Here is a 19,157-nt window from a genome sequence, read left to right as displayed (position 1 = left end):
GATAGTAGCGCGGAAATCTTCCCTTCGCCATTATCACTTAACGCTATATAACAATATACATAACGACATAATCGTGTATTTTCGCTACAGAATACCGAAAAACAGCATATTCACATTGATATACGTCATTTTGCGCCGGGTGAGGCATCGTCTTTTAGGGGTAGTTAGGGTAGTGTTACGCAGATCGAACGTGATAAGGAATGTGTATGCGCAATCGCACTTTTGCGGATCTTGACCGTGTTGTCGCTCTTGGCGGAGGCCATGGTCTGGGGCGAGTGATGTCTTCTCTGTCCTCACTTGGCTCAAGGCTGACAGGGATAGTGACAACCACGGATAATGGCGGCTCCACCGGGCGTATTCGACGCGCGGAAGGGGGTATCGCCTGGGGCGATATGCGTAATTGTCTGAACCAGTTAATTACCGAGCCGAGCGTCGCTTCGGCGATGTTTGAGTACCGTTTTGGCGGTAACGGCGAACTTTCCGGGCATAACCTTGGAAATTTGATGCTTAAAGCGCTGGATCACCTGTCAGTGCGCCCGCTGGAAGCCATCAATTTGATCCGAAACCTGCTCAAGGTTGACGCGTTCCTGATCCCGATGTCCGAACAACCGGTCGATTTGATGGCAATCGATGCGGAAGGGCACGAGGTTTATGGCGAAGTGAACATCGACCAGCTTACCGTGCCGCCAAAAGAGCTGATGACCTACCCAAGCGTGCCCGCCACGCGTGAAGCCATTGAGGCCATCGGCGAAGCGGATTTGATTTTGATTGGGCCGGGCAGTTTTTACACCAGCCTGATGCCCATTTTACTGGTCAAAGAGCTGGCACAGGCTCTGCGCAGAACGCCCGCCCCCATGGTTTACATCGGCAATTTAGGCCGTGAGCTGAGCCCGGCGGCGGCGAGCCTGTCGCTGGCGGACAAACTGAATCTGATGGAGCAGTACGTCGGGAAGAAAATCATCGATGGCGTGGTGGTCGGCCCGAAAGTTGATGTATCAGGGATTGGCGATCGCGTGGTGGTTCAGGAGCTGCTGGAAGCGAGCGATATTAAATATCGCCACGACCGTCACCTGCTGCGTGAAGCGCTGGAGAAGGCGATTCAGGACCTGGGATAGAGATTATGCCTTCACCCAACTTCTCTCCCACGGGAGAGAGCAAACACTAAAAAAATGACAGCCTGTGGCTGTCATTTTGCTTTTACCTAGGAGGCGGCGATAAACAGATCGCGCAGCTGATGCAGCTGGTCGCGGATTTGCGCGGCCTCTTCGAATTCGAGGTTCTGCGCATGCTGCATCATCTGCCCTTCCAGTTCGTGGATTTTCTGCTGCAGCGCTTTTGGCGTCAGCTCGACGGTATCCGGCTCAACCACTGAACGCGCCTTCCCGCGCCCTTTCGCTTTGGTCTTCGCAATGTTCTGACCCAGCGCCAGAATATCCACCACTTTCTTGTTCAGGCCCTGCGGCGTAATACCGTGCTCTTCGTTGTAACGCTGCTGTTTCTCACGACGACGCTCCGTTTCGCCAATTGCTTTCGCCATTGACGGGGTAATTTTGTCACCGTAAAGGATCGCTTTACCGTTAACGTTACGCGCGGCACGGCCAATGGTCTGGATCAGGGAGCGTTCAGAACGCAGGAAGCCCTCTTTGTCGGCATCCAGAATCGCCACCAGCGAGACTTCTGGCATATCCAGGCCTTCTCGCAGCAGGTTGATACCCACCAGCACGTCAAACTCGCCCAGACGCAGGTCGCGGATGATCTCCATACGCTCGACGGTATCGATATCCGAGTGCAGGTAACGCACCCGCTCACCGTGCTCCTCAAGATACTCGGTGAGATCTTCCGCCATACGCTTGGTCAACGTCGTTACCAGCACACGCTCGTTGATGGCCGCGCGGATACGGATTTCTGACAGCAGATCGTCAACCTGAGTGGCGACCGGACGCACCTCGATAATCGGATCCAGCAGCCCGGTCGGACGCACGACCTGGTCAACCACCTCATCGCCCGATTTTTCAAGCTCGTAGTTGCCCGGCGTAGCCGAGACGTAGATGGTTTGCGGTGCCAGCGCCTCAAATTCTTCAAACTTCATGGGACGGTTATCCAGTGCCGATGGCAGACGGAAACCATACTCCACCAGCGTCTCTTTACGCGCCCGGTCACCGCGATACATCCCGCCAATTTGCGGGATAGTCACGTGAGATTCGTCGATCACCAGCAGACCGTCTGCCGGCAGATAATCAAACAGCGTCGGCGGTGGCTCGCCCGGACCACGCCCGGAGAGGAAACGTGAGTAGTTTTCGATACCTGAGCAGTAACCCAGCTCGTTCATCATCTCCAGGTCAAACTGGGTGCGCTGGCTCAGGCGTTGCTCTTCCAGCAGCTTATTATTCGCCAGAAGCACCTTACGGCGGTCTGCCAGCTCAACTTTGATCTCTTCCATCGCCTGCACGATACGCTCGCGTGGCGTCACGTAGTGCGTTTTCGGGTAGATGGTATAGCGCTGAACGACCGACTCGACGTGGCCGGTCAGCGGGTCAAACAGCGACAGGCGTTCAACCTCTTCGTCAAACAGCTCAACGCGCAGGGCGACATCGTCCGACTCTGCCGGGAAGATATCAATCACCTCGCCGCGCACGCGGAAGGTACCGCGCTGGAACGCCTGATCGTTACGGGTGTACTGCAGCTCTGTCAGACGGCGTAAAATAGCGCGCTGATCGATGATCATCCCCTGGGTCAGGTGCAGCATCATCTTGAGATAGAGATCCGGATCGCCCAGACCGTAGATAGCCGACACTGACGCCACCACCACCACATCGCGACGCTCAAGGAGCGCCTTCGTCGCCGACAGACGCATCTGCTCAATGTGTTCGTTTACCGAGGCATCTTTCTCAATGAAGGTGTCAGAGCTCGGGACATACGCTTCAGGCTGGTAGTAATCGTAGTAGGAGACAAAATATTCCACGGCGTTATCCGGGAAGAACTCTTTCATCTCGCCGTAAAGCTGAGCGGCCAGGGTTTTGTTTGGGGCCAGCACCATCGTGGGGCGCTGCAGATCGGCGATAACGTTGGCAATGGTAAACGTTTTGCCCGAACCGGTTACCCCCAGCAGCGTCTGGTGCGCCAGCCCATCTTCCAGCCCCTCTTCGAGACGTCGGATCGCCTCAGGCTGATCGCCGGAAGGACGGAATGCAGAATTCAATTTGAACGGTTTACTCATGGGCGACAACCTGATGACGTTATAAGCGGCAGGTGAGTAATTTTACTCGTTGCTGCCAGGAATGCCAGTAAAAAACACTGGATGAAAAACCAGTAGCATGTCAGGATATTTAGAGTACCGGCAGGGTGATTAGCGCGATAGCGGTCAAAATTTGGACCGTGACAACATAAAACACCAGTCAGGACGGGTTATCCCCAGAACTTTTTCTTTTTTAACATTTGTCAAGCCAGGTAATGATAGTTTTATGGCAACAGGTGACACTTTCATTACGGCAATTGCTTTTATATAACCAATTAAATATTAAGCGATATTTTCTAAAGCCGCGTTTCGCGCCAATTTGGTCGTAACCCGCGTCTTCTCTCGCTTATCGCGTGTTTTCTAACTCTAATGCACATGGTTATCCACAGGAATAGTGGATAACTGCTTCCAGCCCGTGCAGACCGCCGCTCAGCAAATTCCCGACTTTTCCCACGAAACGGCAGCAAAAATTTTTTATAGCTATTTTTTGCTGATAAACAGTTGTGTCATTCATAACCAACCGATGCGATCTTGCTCACATTTCCACCATTTTAACCCTGCACCACAACTCATCACGTCCGGCACCGCGGATGTGCAAAGGGGGTAATCACACACCGCTTATCCAGGACAAATTCCTAAAAAAGCCTCTTTTTTAATCAATTTAGGGTTTCTGGCAGGAGTTTTGCACATCCCACAATGAGCCTCATCCACACAGATTTTTAAGGAGAGAAAGATGTTGAGTCTGCGTGCAGTTAACCAGTTTTACGGAAGCCAACATACGCTATGGAACGTGGATTTAGATTTTCCCAAAGGCATGTGTACAGGCGTTGTTGGCCTGCCGGGGATGGGCAAAACGACCCTGATGAATTGCATCGCCGGGAAAGTGCCTGTCGACAGCGGCACCATCATCTGGCACGAAGCCGGTGCACCGCCGCGAGATTTGCTTAGCCAGACGCCAGAACCCTTCGCTGGCCCGGGAATAGGCTATGTCCCGCAGGACAGGCGGATTTTCTCCCAGCTAACCATTGATGAAAATCTGCATATCGCCATGCGGGCGACAGGGAAACCTGACCCTGAAGCGAAAAGTGACGTTTACGACCTCTTTCCGGAACTCTATGCGCTGCGACAAACCCGGGCCAACACGCTTTCGCCAGACGACCAGTATCAGCTGGCGCTGGCCAATGCACTGGTCATCCGTCCGCGGATGCTGATTCTGGATGAACCGATGCATGGCGCGGGCCACAGCTTCGCCCAGAAGCTGAGCCAGCTGCTGGTGCGGTTAAACCGGGAACTGGGAATGACGGTGTTGTTAGCTGAGCAGCAGCTGTCGTTTATCCGCTGGGTCGCGGAGCGCTTTTGCATGCTGTATCGCGGGCGTAACGTGGCCCAGGGCCACGTTAACGAGCTGGATGACGAGCTTATCGCCCACTGGATGTCGCTGGAGGCAAGACGCTGAGATCGAGGTAATGCCCGGTTTCAGCGCACCCGGCAGTGTCAGCCAGCCACGGGATCTCCCCAAGAAACGGCGCAGGAAGCACCCGCTTCAGCGTTGCCAGATACTCCTGATGTCGCCTGCCCGGCGCAACCACGTCGTTGGCTATCCAGCCGGCCAGGCGCAGCCCGGCCTGCTGAACGGCCTGGGCGGTCAGCATCGCATGGTTGATACAGCCGAGTTTGACCCCTACCACCAGGATTACCGGCAGTTGCTCGATTTGCACCCAGTCAGCAAAGGTCTGGTCCGCCGAAAGTGGCGTAAACCAGCCACCGGCGCCCTCCACCAGCACCCAGTCAGCCTGGCATTCAAGGGCGCGTAACCCGGCAGAAAGCACGGCAAAATCAATCGGGCGACCTTCATCGGCGCTGATAATATGCGGCGAGGTGGGCTCGGCAAAGGTGTACGGATTCACCGCTGAATAGGCAAGTTCAAGCGTGCTGTTGCGCTGAAGCGCCAGCGCGTCGGTATTGCGTAACCCGTGCGCCGTCATCTCGCTGCCGGAGGCGACAGGTTTATATCCGGCGGTGGTTTTTCCCTGCATGCGCGCCGCCTGCAGCAGCGCTGAGCTGGCAACCGTCTTGCCCACTTCGGTATCTGTTCCGGTGACAAAATAACGTTCAGTCACGTTCAATAATCCCATGAAAAAGTTGATATGAGAGCGGGAACTGCCCCCGCTGCTGCGGCCACGCCAGCTCCAGACGCTGCAACTGGCCGCGGGTAAGAGGTTTCTTTTCACGCCCCGCATGCAGATGGGTCGCGCCAATGCCCTTCAGGGAGCGCATTGCGCTGAAGGCATCGTCGAAATTCAGCGTAATGGTCTGCTCAGCACAGCGATAGCGCCATCCCGCCAGCGCGTGGATGACCTGCTCGTGCGGCAAAAAACGGTTAGCGTGAGGTTGTTCATCCACCGCTTTCCACGCCTGATTGAGCTCCGGTAAAGAGCTTTCCAGCAGCGTGGTGAAGGCCACGCATCCACCCGGGCGCGCCACGCGATAAAGCTCGTTTAATGCCTGCGGGAGACTACTGCACCACTGTACCGCCAGATGGCTCCAGACCAGATCAAACCGCGCATCCGGCAGCGGAATGGACTCAATATCGGCAACCAGATAGTGGTGCGCGGCCTGCTGCTGACGGGCCTCCTCAAGCATATCGGGCGACAGATCGATAGCCGTCACCTCGCTGCCGGCCGCACGCCAGTGTCGGCTATTGGCACCCGGCCCACACCCGGCGTCCAGCACCTGAGGGAACCGGGTCTCGTTGAGTAAAGCAAGCAGCCCCTGCGCGCTCTGACGCTGGAGTTCATCGTGCTGCGAATAGCTGCGCGCGGCCCGGCCAAATGCCGCCGCGATCGCCTGTTTATTCACGGGTGTCATGCAGCGCCTCCAGAAGTGCCTCGATATCCTCTGCTTCGTGCGCCGCCGTGAGCGTCAGACGCAGTCGGGCAGTGCCTGGCGGTACGGTTGGTGGACGGATAGCCGTCACCCATATCCCCCGCTCGCGAAGCGTCTGCGCCAGCGTGAGAGCCAGACCGTTTTCCCCCACCATCACCGGCTGGATTGCGCTCTGCGAATCGGTGCTCTGGAACGGGAGACGGCGTAACCCCTGGCGAAAACGCCGGATATGTTCCGCCAGACGCGCCCGTCGTTCCGCACCTTCAGCGCTGCGGATCACCGCCAGTGATACAGACAGCGCCACGGCCTGTGCGGGCGGCATACTGGTGCTGTAAATGAGATGACGGGCGAACTGCAGCAGATAGTCGGCGACAGACTCGCTGCACAACACAGCCGCCCCGCTCACGCCAAAACCTTTCCCGAAAGTCACCACCAGCAGTTCCGGCTTCACGTTTTGCTGATGGATGCTACCGCGCCCTTCCTCACCCATCACGCCAATACCATGCGCATCATCAACCAGCAGCCAGGCGTTTTGTCGCTGCGCCGTCTCATGCAGCGGACGCAGCGGTGCGCTGTCGCCGTCCATGCTGAACACCCCTTCTGTGACTACCAGTTGCTGTCCGGTGCAGGGCTTATCGAGCAGGCCAGCAAGCTGAGCCGCATCGTTATGGGCAAAGCGGCGGAGTTGCGCAGGGCTTAAACTTGCCGCTTCCAGCAGCGAGGCGTGACTTAAGCGGTCGGCAACAATGCGGTCGTCCTTGCCCATTAGCGCGGTGATGACCGCCTGGTTGGCGGCAAAACCTGAAATGAACAGCAACGCACGCGGATACCCCAGCCAGTCGGCAAGGGCCTCCTCCAGCGCCTGATGCGCCGTGGTGTAGCCGCTGACATGCCCCGAACCGCCGCTGCCGACGCCAAACCGCTCCGCCCCCTGCTGCCAGGCGCGGACGATTGCCGGGTGCTGGCTCAGCCCGAGATAATCATTGCTGGAGAAATTGCAAAACTGCCGGCCCTCGCGGGTGAGAAAACGGCCTGCGCCGTTTTCTACCACGTTGCGAACGCGAAAGGCATCTGCCGCCCGCCGTTCTTCGAGCGCAGAATGGATACGTGCCTGCCAGGTCATACGGTTGCCGCGTTGTAGAACTGGTCAGTATCGGCGTTGAAAATCTGCTGCTCCAGCTGCTGCTGTTGCTCGTTATCCCCCGTCAGGACGTCGGTCTGATGCGGGTTCAGCCCCAGCTTGCGGAACAACTGGACGTCTTTGTCCTCTTCCGGGTTCGGGGTGGTCAGCAGTTTGCAGCCGTAGAAGATGGAGTTGGCCCCGGCCATAAAGCACATCGCCTGCGTCTGCTCGCTCATCTGCTCACGACCCGCCGAGAGGCGCACGTAGGAGGTCGGCATCATGATACGCGCCACCGCAATGGTGCGGATAAAATCAAATGCATCCACGTCTTCGTTATCCGCCAGTGGCGTACCTTTAACTTTCACCAGCATGTTGATCGGCACGCTTTCCGGCGGCGTGGGCAGGTTCGCCAGCTGCAGCAGAAGACCCGCACGGTCTTTCACCGTTTCGCCCAGCCCCACAATCCCACCGGAACAGACTTTGATGCCGGCGTCACGCACTTTATCCAGCGTGTCGAGACGCTCCTGATAGGTCCGCGTGGTGATGATATTGCCGTAAAATTCAGGGGAGGTGTCGAGGTTGTGGTTGTAGTAATCCAGCCCTGCTGCGGAAAGGCGTTGCGCCTGCTCTTCGTTCAGCGTGCCAAGGGTCATGCAGGCTTCCAGCCCCATCTCTTTCACCCCTTTCACCATCTGCTCCAGATACGGCATGTCGCGATCGTGCGGGTTTTTCCATGCCGCGCCCATACAGAATCGGGTTGAGCCTGCATTTTTCGCCTTACGGGCAGAGTCGAGCACCTGCTCCACTTCCATCAGACGTTCAGATTCAAGCCCGGTTTTATAGCGCGCACTCTGCGGGCAGTATTTGCAATCTTCTGGGCATGCGCCGGTCTTGATTGACAGCAGCGTACTGACCTGCACATGGCGTGGATCGAAGTGCTGACGATGCACCTGTTGGGCTTCAAACATCAGCTCAAGGAAAGGTTTATTGAATAATTCAGTAACTTGCGACATCGTCCAGCGTGCGTGGTGAGCCATGGGGCTTCTCCAAAGGGTTTTGTTAATTTTCAGATCGGTTTATACTCGTAAACCTAAAACTTTTCAAAATGGTTTACAAGTCGATTATGACCCAGGACGATCTCGCCTTCGACAAGCAGCATATCTGGCACCCATATACTTCCACTACCCGCCCCCTCCCCGTTTACCCGGTCGCCTCGGCTCACGGGTGCGAACTGACCCTGAGCAGCGGTGAGTCGCTTGTGGACGGCATGTCATCCTGGTGGGCGGCTATTCACGGGTATAACCACCCGCGTCTGAATGCGGCGATGAAAGCGCAGATTGACCAGATGTCGCACGTGATGTTTGGCGGTATCACCCATCAGCCTGCGGTTGACCTGTGCCGGCGTCTGGTCGGGATGACCCCGGCCCCGCTGGAGTGCGTTTTCCTTGCAGATTCCGGCTCTGTTGCCGTGGAAGTGGCGATGAAAATGGCGCTGCAGTACTGGCACGCCAGAGGTGAGACCCGCCAGCGGTTCCTCACCTTCCGCAACGGCTATCACGGCGACACGTTCGGCGCGATGTCGGTGTGCGATCCGGATAACTCCATGCACAGCCTGTGGAAGGGCTATCTGCCAGAGAACCTCTTTGCCCCGGCACCGCAAAGCCGTTTTGACGGGGAGTGGGATGAAATGGACATGGTCGGTTTTGCGCGGCTGATGGCTGCCCACCGCCATGAGATTGCCGCCGTTATTCTTGAGCCGGTTGTGCAGGGTGCAGGCGGGATGCGGATGTACCACCCGGCGTGGCTGACGCGCATTCGTAAGATGTGCGATCGCGAGGGCATTCTGCTGATTGCCGATGAGATCGCCACCGGCTTTGGCCGCACCGGCAAGCTGTTCGCCTGCGAGCATGCGGGGATCGCACCGGATATTCTGTGTCTGGGTAAAGCGCTGACCGGCGGCACCATGACGTTGTCCGCCACGCTGACAACGCGCCACGTTGCCGACACCATCAGCGACGGCGACGCGGGCTGCTTTATGCACGGCCCGACGTTTATGGGCAACCCGCTGGCCTGCGCGGTGGCGAGCGAAAGCCTGGCCATTCTCGAGAGCGGCGAGTGGCAAACGCAGGTCGCGACGATTGAAGCGCAGCTTCGCCAGGAGCTGAGCGCAGCGTCAGCGGCTGAATTCGTGGCGGATGTGCGCGTGCTGGGTGCCATCGGCGTGATTGAGACCACCCATCCGGTTAACATGGCGGCGCTGCAGCGTTTCTTCGTGGAACGGGGGGTGTGGGTGCGTCCTTTCGGCAAGCTTATCTATCTGATGCCGCCTTATGTTATCTCGTCGGCTCAGCTGCGTCAGTTAACGGCTGCGGTAGTTGACGCCGTTAACATTCCCGCACATTTTGCGATTTAACCCTGAGCGTTAACGTCGGTACTCTGTTTATGCATTACACTTTTTGCATAATCGGGTACCGAGGTAAATCGTATGAAAATCATCAGTAAAGATCTGCGCGACGGGGAAAAACTGCCTGAACGCCACGTTTTTAACGGCATGGGTTATCAGGGGGATAATATCTCTCCGCATCTGGCGTGGGACGATGTTCCGGCGGGAACCAAAAGCTTTGTTGTCACCTGCTATGACCCGGATGCCCCTACAGGCTCAGGGTGGTGGCACTGGATAGTGGCGAACCTGCCTGCGGATACGCGCGTTCTGCCGCAAGGTTCCGGCTCTGACCTGGTGGCGCTACCTGAAGGCGCTATCCAGACCCGAACCGATTTTGGCAAAGCGGGTTACGGTGGCGCCGCGCCGCCAAAAGGGGAAACGCACCGCTATATCTTCACGGTTCACGCGCTGGATGTGGACAAGATTGAGGTGGATGAGGGCGCGAGTGGCGCAATGGTCGGCTTTAACGTCCATTTTCATTCGCTGGGCAGCGCATCGATCACGGCAATGTATTCGTAAAAAAACCGGTGGCCTGAACGTGTCCGGGCCACCGGGCAAATCTTAGAGCACCGAAGGCAGTAAGCCCACCAGGCTTCCCTTCTCCAGCAGCGCGATCGCTTTATCAATATCCGGCGCAAAGAAACGGTCATCATCGTAATGCGCGACCTGTTCACGCAGCAGATGACGCGCCTGTTCCAGCAGCGGGCTGGACTTCAGACCTTCACGCAGATCAACGCCCTGACATGCGGCCAGCCATTCCACCGCCAGCACGCCACGGGTGTTGGCGGCCATCTCCCACAGACGACGTCCAGCGGCCGGGGCCATAGAAACATGATCTTCCTGGTTCGCTGACGTTGGCAGACTGTCCACGCTGTGCGGATGCGACAGGGCCTTGTTCTCGCTCGCCAGCGCCGCGGCCGTCACCTGGGCAATCATAAAACCGGAGTTAACCCCGCCGTTGCGGACCAGGAACGGTGGCAGCTGGGACATATGTTTATCCATCATCAGCGCGATGCGACGTTCGGATAAGGCCCCCACCTCCGCAATCGCCAGCGCGATATTATCCGCCACCATCGCCACAGGCTCGGCGTGGAAATTCCCCCCGGAGACCACTTCGTTTTCCTGAGCGAACACCAGCGGGTTATCAGACACCGCATTCGCCTCCACCAGCAGCACTTCTGCCGCGTGGCGCAGCTGCGTCAGACAGGCTCCCATCACCTGGGGCTGACAGCGAAGCGAATACGGATCCTGTACCTTGTCACAGTTATGGTGAGAGTCTGCAATATCGCTGGTCTCGGTCAGCAGGTGACGGTACATCGCCGCGGCGTCAATCTGCCCGCGCTGGCCGCGCACCTCGTGGATACGGGCGTCAAACGGACGACGTGAGCCAAGCACCGCCTCGGTGGTCAGCGCACCGCACACGACCGCGGAGGCGAAAAGATCCTCGGCTTCAAACAGACCACGCAACGCAAACGCCGTCGAGGCCTGGGTCCCGTTAAGCAGCGCCAGCCCTTCTTTCGCCGCCAGCGTTATCGGGGTTAACCCGGCTTTTTTCAGCGCCTCTTTCGCAGGGAGCCACTCGCCCTTCCAGCGAGCCTGACCTTCACCGAGCAGCAGCAGCGACATATGGGCCAGCGGCGCAAGATCGCCGGATGCACCGACGGAACCTTTTGCCGGGATCCACGGATAGACTTCCGCATTCACCAGCGCCATCAGCGCCTCGATCACGCTGAGGCGAATTCCGGAGAACCCACGTGCCAGACTGTTGATTTTGAGCACCATCATCAGGCGGACAATGTCATCATCCAGCGGTTGACCGACACCCGCCGCATGCGAAAGCACCAGCGAGCGCTGTAAATTTTCCAGATCGTGCGTGGCGATACGCGTCTGCGCCAGCAGACCAAATCCGGTGTTGATGCCGTAGGCGGTACGTCCTTCGGCAATAATGGCTTCAACGCAGGCAACGCTGTCGTTAATCGCGGCGTGGGCGCTTTCATCAAGTGAGAGCGTAACCGGTTGACGCCAGATGTTACGCAGCTGTTTGAGCGTCAGTGAGCCGGGAGTGAGGGTTAAGGCGTTCATTAATGCTTTCCTTGTGTGGCAGGGATCATCGGCAGGTTCAGGCCCTGCTCTTTGGCACATTCAATCGCAATCTCGTAACCGGCATCCGCGTGGCGCATTACGCCGGTTGCCGGGTCGTTATGCAGCACGCGAGCGATACGCGCTGCCGCTTCATCTGTACCATCACACACGATGACCATTCCCGAGTGCTGGGAGAAGCCCATTCCTACGCCACCACCGTGATGCAGCGACACCCAGGTCGCCCCGCTGGCGGTATTCAGTAAGGCATTCAGCAGTGGCCAGTCGGAGACGGCATCGGAGCCGTCGCGCATGGCTTCGGTTTCACGGTTCGGGCTGGCAACAGAGCCCGAGTCGAGATGGTCGCGTCCGATAACAATCGGCGCGGAGACTTCACCGCTGCGCACCATTTCGTTAAAGGCCAGACCCAGTTTTTGTCGCCACTCCAGCCCGACCCAGCAGATCCGCGCCGGCAAGCCCTGGAAGTTAATGCGCTCGCGAGCCATATCCAGCCAGTGGTGCAGATGTTCGTCGTCGGCGACGATCTCCTTCACTTTGGCGTCGGTTTTGTAGATATCTTCCGGGTCGCCGGACAGGGCCACCCAGCGGAACGGACCAATACCGCGACAGAACAGCGGACGAATATAGGCAGGCACAAACCCCGGGAAGTCGAAGGCGTTACTCACGCCCATCTCTTTCGCCATCTGGCGAATATTGTTGCCGTAATCAAATGTCGGAATGCCCATCTGGCTAAAGGCCAGCATGGCGTTCACGTGCTCCGCCATGGAACGTTTAGCGGCGAGCACCGTGCCTTCCGGGTCACTTTCGGCTTTTTGCTGGTACGCTTCCCACGTCCAGCCCGATGGCAGGTAGCCGTGAAGGGGGTCGTGTGCGCTGGTCTGGTCGGTGACGAGATCCGGGCGTACGCCACGGGCCACCAGTTCAGGGAGAATGTCAGCCGCGTTGCCGCAGAGCGCAATCGACATCGCTTTGCCTTCTGACGTGTATTTTTTGATGCGTGCCAGCGCGTCATCCAGGCTTTCAGCCTGTTCATCGACGTAACGGGTACGCAGTCGGAAATCAATGCGGCTCTGCTGACATTCAATGTTCAGGGAGCAGGCACCGGCAAGTGTCGCGGCCAGCGGCTGTGCGCCCCCCATTCCCCCCAGACCGGCGGTCAGTACCCAGCGACCTTTCAGCGAACCGTTATAGTGCTGACGGCCGGCTTCCACGAAGGTTTCGTAGGTGCCCTGCACAATCCCCTGACTGCCGATGTAGATCCAGCTTCCCGCCGTCATCTGGCCATACATCGCCAGCCCTTTGGCGTCCAGCTCGTTAAAGTGTTCCCAGGTCGCCCAGTGCGGGACAAGGTTAGAGTTGGCGATCAGCACGCGCGGTGCATTCTTGTGGGTTTTGAACACGCCGACCGGTTTGCCGGATTGCACCAGCAGGGTTTCGTCATGTTCCAGATGAGTCAGGGATTCAACAATCGCGTCATAGCACTCCCAGTTGCGCGCGGCGCGGCCTATGCCGCCATACACCACCAGCTCGTGGGGGTTCTCCGCGACCTCAGGATCGAGGTTATTCATCAACATGCGCAGCGGGGCTTCGGTGAGCCAGCTTTTGGCGGTAAGTGTGGTGCCGCGCGCGGCGCGGACATCCTGCTGGCGGTATTTACCTGACGACATTGTGTGCTCCTCATACGGGACAGATGATGTATTCAGATATACTTGTATAGACAAGCACACACAAGGTCAGATTTAACAAAAAAGATACAATTTTGTTATATTGCGTTAGCTATCACGCTTTTAAAACGTATGACCCTTACGACATGAAATGGCCCTGCAGCCGGTATCGATTTCCCGGGAACAGCAGTCTGGCATGCGACACAATATGCGACGAAGACCAGGTACGGCGACGAATGAGCAGGCAAGGATCGTGCTCTTTGATCCGCAACAGTTCGCACTCCTGCGGCGTAGCGCGAACCGCTTCCACAATATGTTCCCCTTCCGTCAGCGGCGCGATGAGCGAAAGATAGGCATGCGGTGTGGTCTGGGTGTAATCCTGATCCAGGTACTCGGGCACCCGATCGGCGTTCACGCAGCGATCTTCAATCTGCACCGGGATGTCGTTTTCATAATGCACCATCACGGAATGAAAGATGCGGCTTCCCTCTTTGACATTCAGCTCCACGGCCTGCTCAGCGCTGGCCTGTGTCTCTTCGAGCACCAGCACTTCACAGTGGTGCTGATGGTTACGCGAGGCTATCTCATCGGCAATACTTCTGATCTCAAACAGCGCTGATTGCCCTTTCGGCTCCGCAACGAAGGTTCCGACCCCCTGCAGACGCACCAGAAGGCCCTCATCGGTCAGCTCGCGCAGCGCCCGGTTGATGGTCATTCGGCTAAAACCAAACTGTGCGACCAGTTCGGCCTCGGACGGAATGCGATCGTGCGGCCGCCAGACGCCGGTTGCGATTTTTTCGCTGATGGCCTGCTTTACCTTTTCGTAGAAAGGCGCGGGAGGGCTGGACTGCGACAGCGGTGAGCGTGAAAACATCCTGACTCCTTAAACGTTGTTATGCCCACCAGTGAGCAATTTGCCAGGCCAGACGGGCGGCAAGCTTTGCCCCCTGTCCGTCCCGATCGTACTGCGGGTTAAATTCTACCAGATCGGCAGCCTGCAGTTTTCCACTGCGGCAGATATGTTCAATCACCGGCAGAAGATCCAGCGCGGGTACCCCTAACGCCGCGGGCGCTGAGACGGCTGGCATTTCGCCAGCAGGCAAAACATCGAGGTCAATGGTGAGGTAAACTCGGTCGGCCTGGGCCAGGACTTTGTCCAGAGCCGATAACGCATCTCGCCTGAAATGAAGGTCTTCCACCAGCGTGACGTTTAGTCGCTCAGCTTCATCCCACAGCGCCTGCGTGTTCGCCGCCCGGCTGACGCCCAGGCAGGCATACTGAAAATCGCGCGCCTGTTCCGCACAGTAGTGTGCCAGCTGACGAAACGGCGTGCCGGAGGTCGCGTGGTCCGCCTTGCGCAGGTCAAGGTGTGCATCCAGATTTATCACCACCACGCGCGCGTTCGGGAAAGCATCCAGAACCCCGCGGCCATGCGCCCAGGCGGTCTCGTGTCCCCCGCCAAAAACCAGCGTACGCATGCCGGACTGCTGGCAGGCCTGCACGGCATCGCTTAACGCCCGCTGAGCCGCTTCCAGGTTATCGCCCTCGACATACACCGATCCCATATCCACCAGCCGGTCATGTCCATGATGACTTGCCATGTTCGCCAGCGCTTTGCGAAGCACCTCCGGGGCCTGTACGGCGCCGGGCCTGCCCTGATTGCGTTTTACCCCTTCATCACATTCAAACCCTATCAAAGCGATGCCGGATGACTGAGGGGTAAATACCGGCATCTGTCGCAGGGTCTGAAAAATACGTTTTGCATTGCTGGCCTCGGCGCTGTCGTCGCGCCCCTGCCAGACGGTCTCGGCAACCGGCCGCCAGAGTCTCATACGCTCTCCCCACGGAAAATACGTTGATACAACGGATTGCGTCCCGGCTCGTAGACCATTTCGACCGGGTGATGTGCATCCCAGACGACAAAGTCAGCCACGAATCCAGCCTGCAGCTGCCCGTGCGTGGCCCCGCGTCCCAGCGCCTGGGCAGCATGTCGCGTCACGCCAGCCCAGGCCTCTTCAGGCGTCAGGCCAAACTGCACGCAGGCCATATTCATCGCGAGATGAATACTCGCGAACGGGCTGGTGCCGGGGTTATAGTCGGTGGCGACAGCCATGGGAACGCCCTCTTTTCTGAGCTGTTCAACCGGCGGACGCTGACGTTCCTGAAGAAAATAGAACGCCCCCGGCAGTAATACCGCAACCGTGCCGTTGTGCGCCATCGCCTGAATACCGGCGTCGTCGAGATATTCAATATGATCGGCGGAAAGCCCCTTAAAGCGGCTGACCAGCGCCGCGCCGCCAAGATTTGAAAGCTGTTCCACGTGTCCTTTGACCGGAATCCCCAGGGCAGTGGCAGCGCGGAAAAGCCGCTCGGTTTGCGCTGGCGTGAAGCCGACGTTTTCGCAAAACACATCCACGGCTTCGAATAAGCCTTTTTGCCACAGCGTGGGCATCATCTGCTCGCACACCCTGGTGAGATACGCGTCCGCGTCGTGGCGGTATTCCGCCGGAACCGCATGCGCAGCCAGAAGCGTTGGGCTGATCTCTACCGGATTGTTCTGGCCCAGCTGGCGGGCGACCTGCAGCATCTTCTCTTCCGCTTCGGCGTTGAGACCATATCCCGACTTGATTTCAACCGTGGTCACCCCTTCATCGATCAGCCGCTGCAGACGCTTTTGCGCCAGCCTGAGCAGGGTCTCGGGCGAACTGCTCCGCGTCGCCGTCACGGTCGCGTTAATCCCGCCGCCCTGCGCGCTGATGGTTTGATAAGAGACGCCGTTCAGACGCTGCTCCCACTCTGCCGCACGATCGCCACCGAACACCAGGTGGGTATGGCAGTCAATCAGCCCGGGGGTGACCAGACGACCGTGCAGATCGACACAGTGACGGTGGCCGGAAGGGATGTCGGATTCGGGAATAACGGCCAGAATCGTCTGGCCGCGCACCACCAGGGCGTGCTGCGCTTTCAGGCCATAAGGCGTGCGGTCGTCCGGGATCATTGTCGCCAGTCGCGCATTGCGCCATATTACATCGTCGGGATGAAGCTGCTGCATGGGCATTCCACTTGTCATGGGTTGTATAGACATTTATTTTCATCTGCCCCCTGCTGTCAACCGCTCTGGCGGAAAATGTTATTTATTTGTGATGACTTTCCCGCCTCCCGCGGGTAAAAAATGCATCTTTTACCCTTTTTATCTTCCCGTTTCGCTCAACTTAGTATAAAAAAGCAGGCTATTTCGTCTATCCCGTTAAGACTTGCATACCCAGGAGCTTTACCTTGAACATTTCCAGGATTTCCCGTCTGGCGTTAGCGCTCGCCTTTGGCGTGACATTATCCGCATGCAGTTCTACCCCACCGGACCAGCAGCCTTCTGAGCAGGTTGCACCGGGTACCGCCTCTCGCCCGATTTTGTCCGCTGATGAAGCGAAGAACTTTGACCGTGCACACTACTTCTCGGCGATGGACCCTAACGCTGCGCCGTGGACACCGTCTTCTATTAACCTGCCGAAACAACCTGACTTCGTTGTCGGTCCGGCAGGTACGCAGGGCGTGACCCACACAACGATTCAGGCTGCGGTTGACGCGGCAATCACCAAACACAGCGCCTCTCGCCAGTACATCGCGATCCTGCCTGGGGAATATGAAGGCACCGTTTACGTTCCGGCAGCACCGGGCAGCATCACCCTTTACGGGACGGGCGAGAAAGCGGTCGACGTGAAAATTGGTCTGGCGATTGATTCTGAAATCGACAGCAACACCTGGCGTCGCCTGGTCAACCCGGCGGGTAAATACATGCCAGGCAAACCGGCGTGGTACATGTTTGACAACTGCCAGAGCAAGCGTGCAGCTACCATCGGCGTGATGTGTTCTGCGGTCGTCTGGTCTCAGAATAATGGCCTGCAGCTGCAGAATCTGACCATTCAGAATACCCTGGGCGATAGCGTGGATGCCGGTAACCACCAGGCCGTTGCACTGCGTAGCGATGGCGATAAAGTGCAGATCAACAACGTGAATATTCTCGGCCGTCAGAACACCTTCTTCGTGACGAACAGCGGTGTTCAGAACACGCTGCAGAATAACCGTCTGACCCGTACGCTGGTCACTAACAGCTACGTTGAAGGTGACGTGGATCTGGTCTCCGGTCGCGGCGCGGTGGTGTTTGAGAACACCGATTTCCGCGTGGTGAATTCACGCACTCAGCAGGAAGGTTATGTGTTTGCCCCGGCCACGCAATCCAACCTGTTCTACGGCTTCCTGGCCGTTAACAGCCGCTTTAACGCGTCCGGTGACGGCGTCGCGCAGCTGGGCCGCTCGCTGGATGTGGACTCTGCCACCAACGGTCAGGTTGTTATTCGTGACAGCGTGATCAACGAAGGTTTCAACATGGCTAAGCCATGGGCCGATGCCGCTATCTCCAAACGTCCTTTCTCCGGCAATACCGGTAGCGTGGATGATAAAGGTAACGTGCAGCGCAACCTGAATGACGCTAACTTCAACCGCATGTGGGAATACAACAACCGCGGTCTGGGTAGCAAAGTGGTTGCTGAGCCTAAGCAATAAAAGAATGCGTTGATGTCTTTTGCTGTACTCGCCCGGCGCCCACCGGGCATAAAAAAACCTCGCATTTGCGAGGTTTTTTGTTTTAAGCCTTTTAGTGTGCGTTTACCACCACCCACATTGGCCCCTGGCCGACGGCGTAACGCCCTTTCTCTTCCAGCAGCCCCTGCGCACCTTTGATTTCGTACAGCGCGATGTGGTGGGATTTTTGCCCCGCCGCAATCAGGTATTTACCGCTGTGATCGATATTAAACCCGCGTGGCTGGGTTTCGGTAGGCTGGAAACCTTCAATCGCCAGCACGCTACCGTCTTCAGAAACGCTGAATACCGTAATCAGGCTGGAGGTACGGTCGCAGGCATACAGATGACGCCCATCCGGTGTGATGTGAATATCAGCCGCCCAGCGGGTGTCAGAGAAGTCAGACGGCATCATATCCAGCGTCTGCACGCACTCAATCTTGCCGTTAGGATCTTTCAGTTCCCATACGTCCACAGAACTGTTCAGCTCGTTCACCACATAGGCGTACTGCTGGTTCGGGTGGAACACCAGATGGCGCGGGCCCGCGCCCTCAACGGTGGTCACTTCTGCAGGATTCTGCGCCACCAGGTGCCCGTCATCGCTCAGGGTAAACAGGCAGATACGATCCTGTTTCAGCGCAGGGACCCACAGCGTACGGTTATCCGGAGAAATATTCGCCGAGTGGCAACCTTCCAGCCCGTCAACCACCTCCACGGTTTCAACCGGTAGGCCCGCTTCCAGACGCGTTACGCTGACACAGCCGGCATTGTAAGAGCCGCTGAAGATGAAGTTGCCTTTGTGATCGGTGGAGATATGCGTTGGGCTGCCCGGTAAAGGTGCTTCCGCAGTGTAAGTCAGCGCGCCGTCGTCCGGCGAGATGCGGTAGGCCAGCACGCGAAACTCCGGGCGCACACCCACGTACAAGAAACGTTTATCCGGGCTGATAACCATCGGCTGCACCTGACCTGGCACATCAACAACCTGAACCAGCGTGAGGGTACCCTCGGTATTTAAACGCCAGACGTGGATCTGCTGGCTTTCAGGACTGGCGGTATAAACGGTTTGTTTCATGAATATTCACTCCTCACTGCGCATGAAAGTAGTTAACTTTTGACGGTGAATGCTGAATT

General features: G+C 57.6%; 16 protein-coding genes. 5 read left to right on the top strand and 11 right to left on the bottom strand.

The features are described 5' to 3' along the window. Positions 1-206 precede the first annotated feature (206 nt). The gene (gene yvcK, locus AB6731_RS11100; RefSeq protein WP_371006362.1) at positions 207-1,115 is read left to right on the top strand and encodes a uridine diphosphate-N-acetylglucosamine-binding protein YvcK; all 909 of its coding nucleotides are present in this window, start codon (positions 207-209) and stop codon (positions 1,113-1,115) included. An 86-nt stretch (positions 1,116-1,201) separates the two neighbouring features. On the opposite strand, the gene uvrB is transcribed toward yvcK, so the two are convergent. Beyond that, positions 1,202-3,217, bottom strand: coding sequence for an excinuclease ABC subunit UvrB (gene uvrB / locus AB6731_RS11095; RefSeq protein WP_079231254.1), 2,016 nt, complete (start codon positions 3,215-3,217; stop codon positions 1,202-1,204). A gap of 751 nt (positions 3,218-3,968) precedes the next feature. Here uvrB and AB6731_RS11090 point away from each other — a divergent pair. Continuing rightward, positions 3,969-4,691 (top strand): ATP-binding cassette domain-containing protein, encoded by a 723-nt coding sequence (locus AB6731_RS11090; protein ID WP_104440280.1) that lies wholly within the window; start codon positions 3,969-3,971, stop codon positions 4,689-4,691. Here AB6731_RS11090 and bioD read toward each other — a convergent pair. Genes bioD through bioB form a run of 4 tightly spaced genes read right to left on the bottom strand, consistent with a single transcriptional unit; the run spans position 4,654 to position 8,281 of the window. Further along, positions 4,654-5,355 (bottom strand): dethiobiotin synthase, encoded by a 702-nt coding sequence (gene bioD, locus AB6731_RS11085; protein ID WP_063934396.1) that lies wholly within the window; start codon positions 5,353-5,355, stop codon positions 4,654-4,656. The genes AB6731_RS11090 and bioD overlap by 38 nt on opposite strands. Beyond that, entirely contained in the window at positions 5,348-6,103 is a 756-nt protein-coding gene (gene bioC / locus AB6731_RS11080; RefSeq protein WP_032677719.1) for a malonyl-ACP O-methyltransferase BioC, read from the bottom strand. Before bioC ends, bioD begins: the two co-directional genes overlap by 8 nt. Continuing rightward, a complete protein-coding gene (gene bioF / locus AB6731_RS11075) occupies positions 6,087-7,244 on the bottom strand; it encodes an 8-amino-7-oxononanoate synthase (RefSeq protein ID WP_371006361.1) in 1,158 nt (385 codons plus the stop codon). The genes bioC and bioF overlap by 17 nt, the downstream gene beginning before the upstream one ends. Further along, positions 7,241-8,281 (bottom strand): biotin synthase BioB, encoded by a 1,041-nt coding sequence (gene bioB / locus AB6731_RS11070; RefSeq protein WP_014169215.1) that lies wholly within the window; start codon positions 8,279-8,281, stop codon positions 7,241-7,243. Before bioB ends, bioF begins: the two co-directional genes overlap by 4 nt. A 68-nt stretch (positions 8,282-8,349) precedes the next feature. Here bioB and bioA point away from each other — a divergent pair, with 68 nt between their 5' ends. After that, a complete protein-coding gene (gene bioA, locus AB6731_RS11065) occupies positions 8,350-9,657 on the top strand; it encodes an adenosylmethionine--8-amino-7-oxononanoate transaminase (protein ID WP_371006360.1) in 1,308 nt (435 codons plus the stop codon). A 72-nt stretch (positions 9,658-9,729) separates the two neighbouring features. Beyond that, positions 9,730-10,206, top strand: coding sequence for a kinase inhibitor (locus tag AB6731_RS11060; RefSeq protein WP_014169213.1), 477 nt, complete (start codon positions 9,730-9,732; stop codon positions 10,204-10,206). A gap of 42 nt (positions 10,207-10,248) precedes the next feature. Here the strand turns inward: AB6731_RS11060 and hutH are convergent, their stop codons facing one another. The 5 genes from hutH to hutI all read right to left on the bottom strand — a co-directional run bounded on the left by hutH (position 10,249) and on the right by hutI (position 16,503). Then, positions 10,249-11,769, bottom strand: coding sequence for a histidine ammonia-lyase (gene hutH / locus AB6731_RS11055; protein ID WP_041162502.1), 1,521 nt, complete (start codon positions 11,767-11,769; stop codon positions 10,249-10,251). Continuing rightward, complete coding sequence (gene hutU / locus AB6731_RS11050) at positions 11,769-13,454, bottom strand: urocanate hydratase (RefSeq protein ID WP_041162501.1); 1,686 nt, start codon at positions 13,452-13,454, stop codon at positions 11,769-11,771. Before hutU ends, hutH begins: the two co-directional genes overlap by 1 nt. A 136-nt stretch (positions 13,455-13,590) precedes the next feature. Beyond that, the gene (locus tag AB6731_RS11045) at positions 13,591-14,325 is read right to left on the bottom strand and encodes a histidine utilization repressor (RefSeq protein WP_014169210.1); all 735 of its coding nucleotides are present in this window, start codon (positions 14,323-14,325) and stop codon (positions 13,591-13,593) included. Positions 14,326-14,344: 19 nt separating this feature from the next. Then, positions 14,345-15,283 (bottom strand): formimidoylglutamase, encoded by a 939-nt coding sequence (gene hutG / locus AB6731_RS11040; RefSeq protein WP_106503846.1) that lies wholly within the window; start codon positions 15,281-15,283, stop codon positions 14,345-14,347. Next, a complete protein-coding gene (gene hutI / locus AB6731_RS11035) occupies positions 15,280-16,503 on the bottom strand; it encodes an imidazolonepropionase (protein WP_371006359.1) in 1,224 nt (407 codons plus the stop codon). Before hutI ends, hutG begins: the two co-directional genes overlap by 4 nt. A 224-nt stretch (positions 16,504-16,727) precedes the next feature. Here hutI and AB6731_RS11030 point away from each other — a divergent pair, with 224 nt between their 5' ends. Continuing rightward, a complete protein-coding gene (locus tag AB6731_RS11030; RefSeq protein ID WP_014169207.1) occupies positions 16,728-18,011 on the top strand; it encodes a putative acyl-CoA thioester hydrolase in 1,284 nt (427 codons plus the stop codon). A gap of 91 nt (positions 18,012-18,102) precedes the next feature. On the opposite strand, the gene pgl is transcribed toward AB6731_RS11030, so the two are convergent. After that, positions 18,103-19,098 carry a 6-phosphogluconolactonase gene (gene pgl, locus AB6731_RS11025; RefSeq protein WP_371006358.1) on the bottom strand — a complete coding sequence of 332 codons (996 nt, stop codon included), beginning with the start codon at positions 19,096-19,098 and terminating at the stop codon, positions 18,103-18,105. Positions 19,099-19,157: the final 59 nt, after the last annotated feature.

This window comes from Enterobacter sp. RCC_40 (assembly GCF_041360735.1).
GTDB lineage: Bacteria > Pseudomonadota > Gammaproteobacteria > Enterobacterales > Enterobacteriaceae > Enterobacter > Enterobacter ludwigii.
Note: the sequence above shows the minus strand (reverse complement) of the source record. Positions and strands in the feature narration are given on the sequence as shown.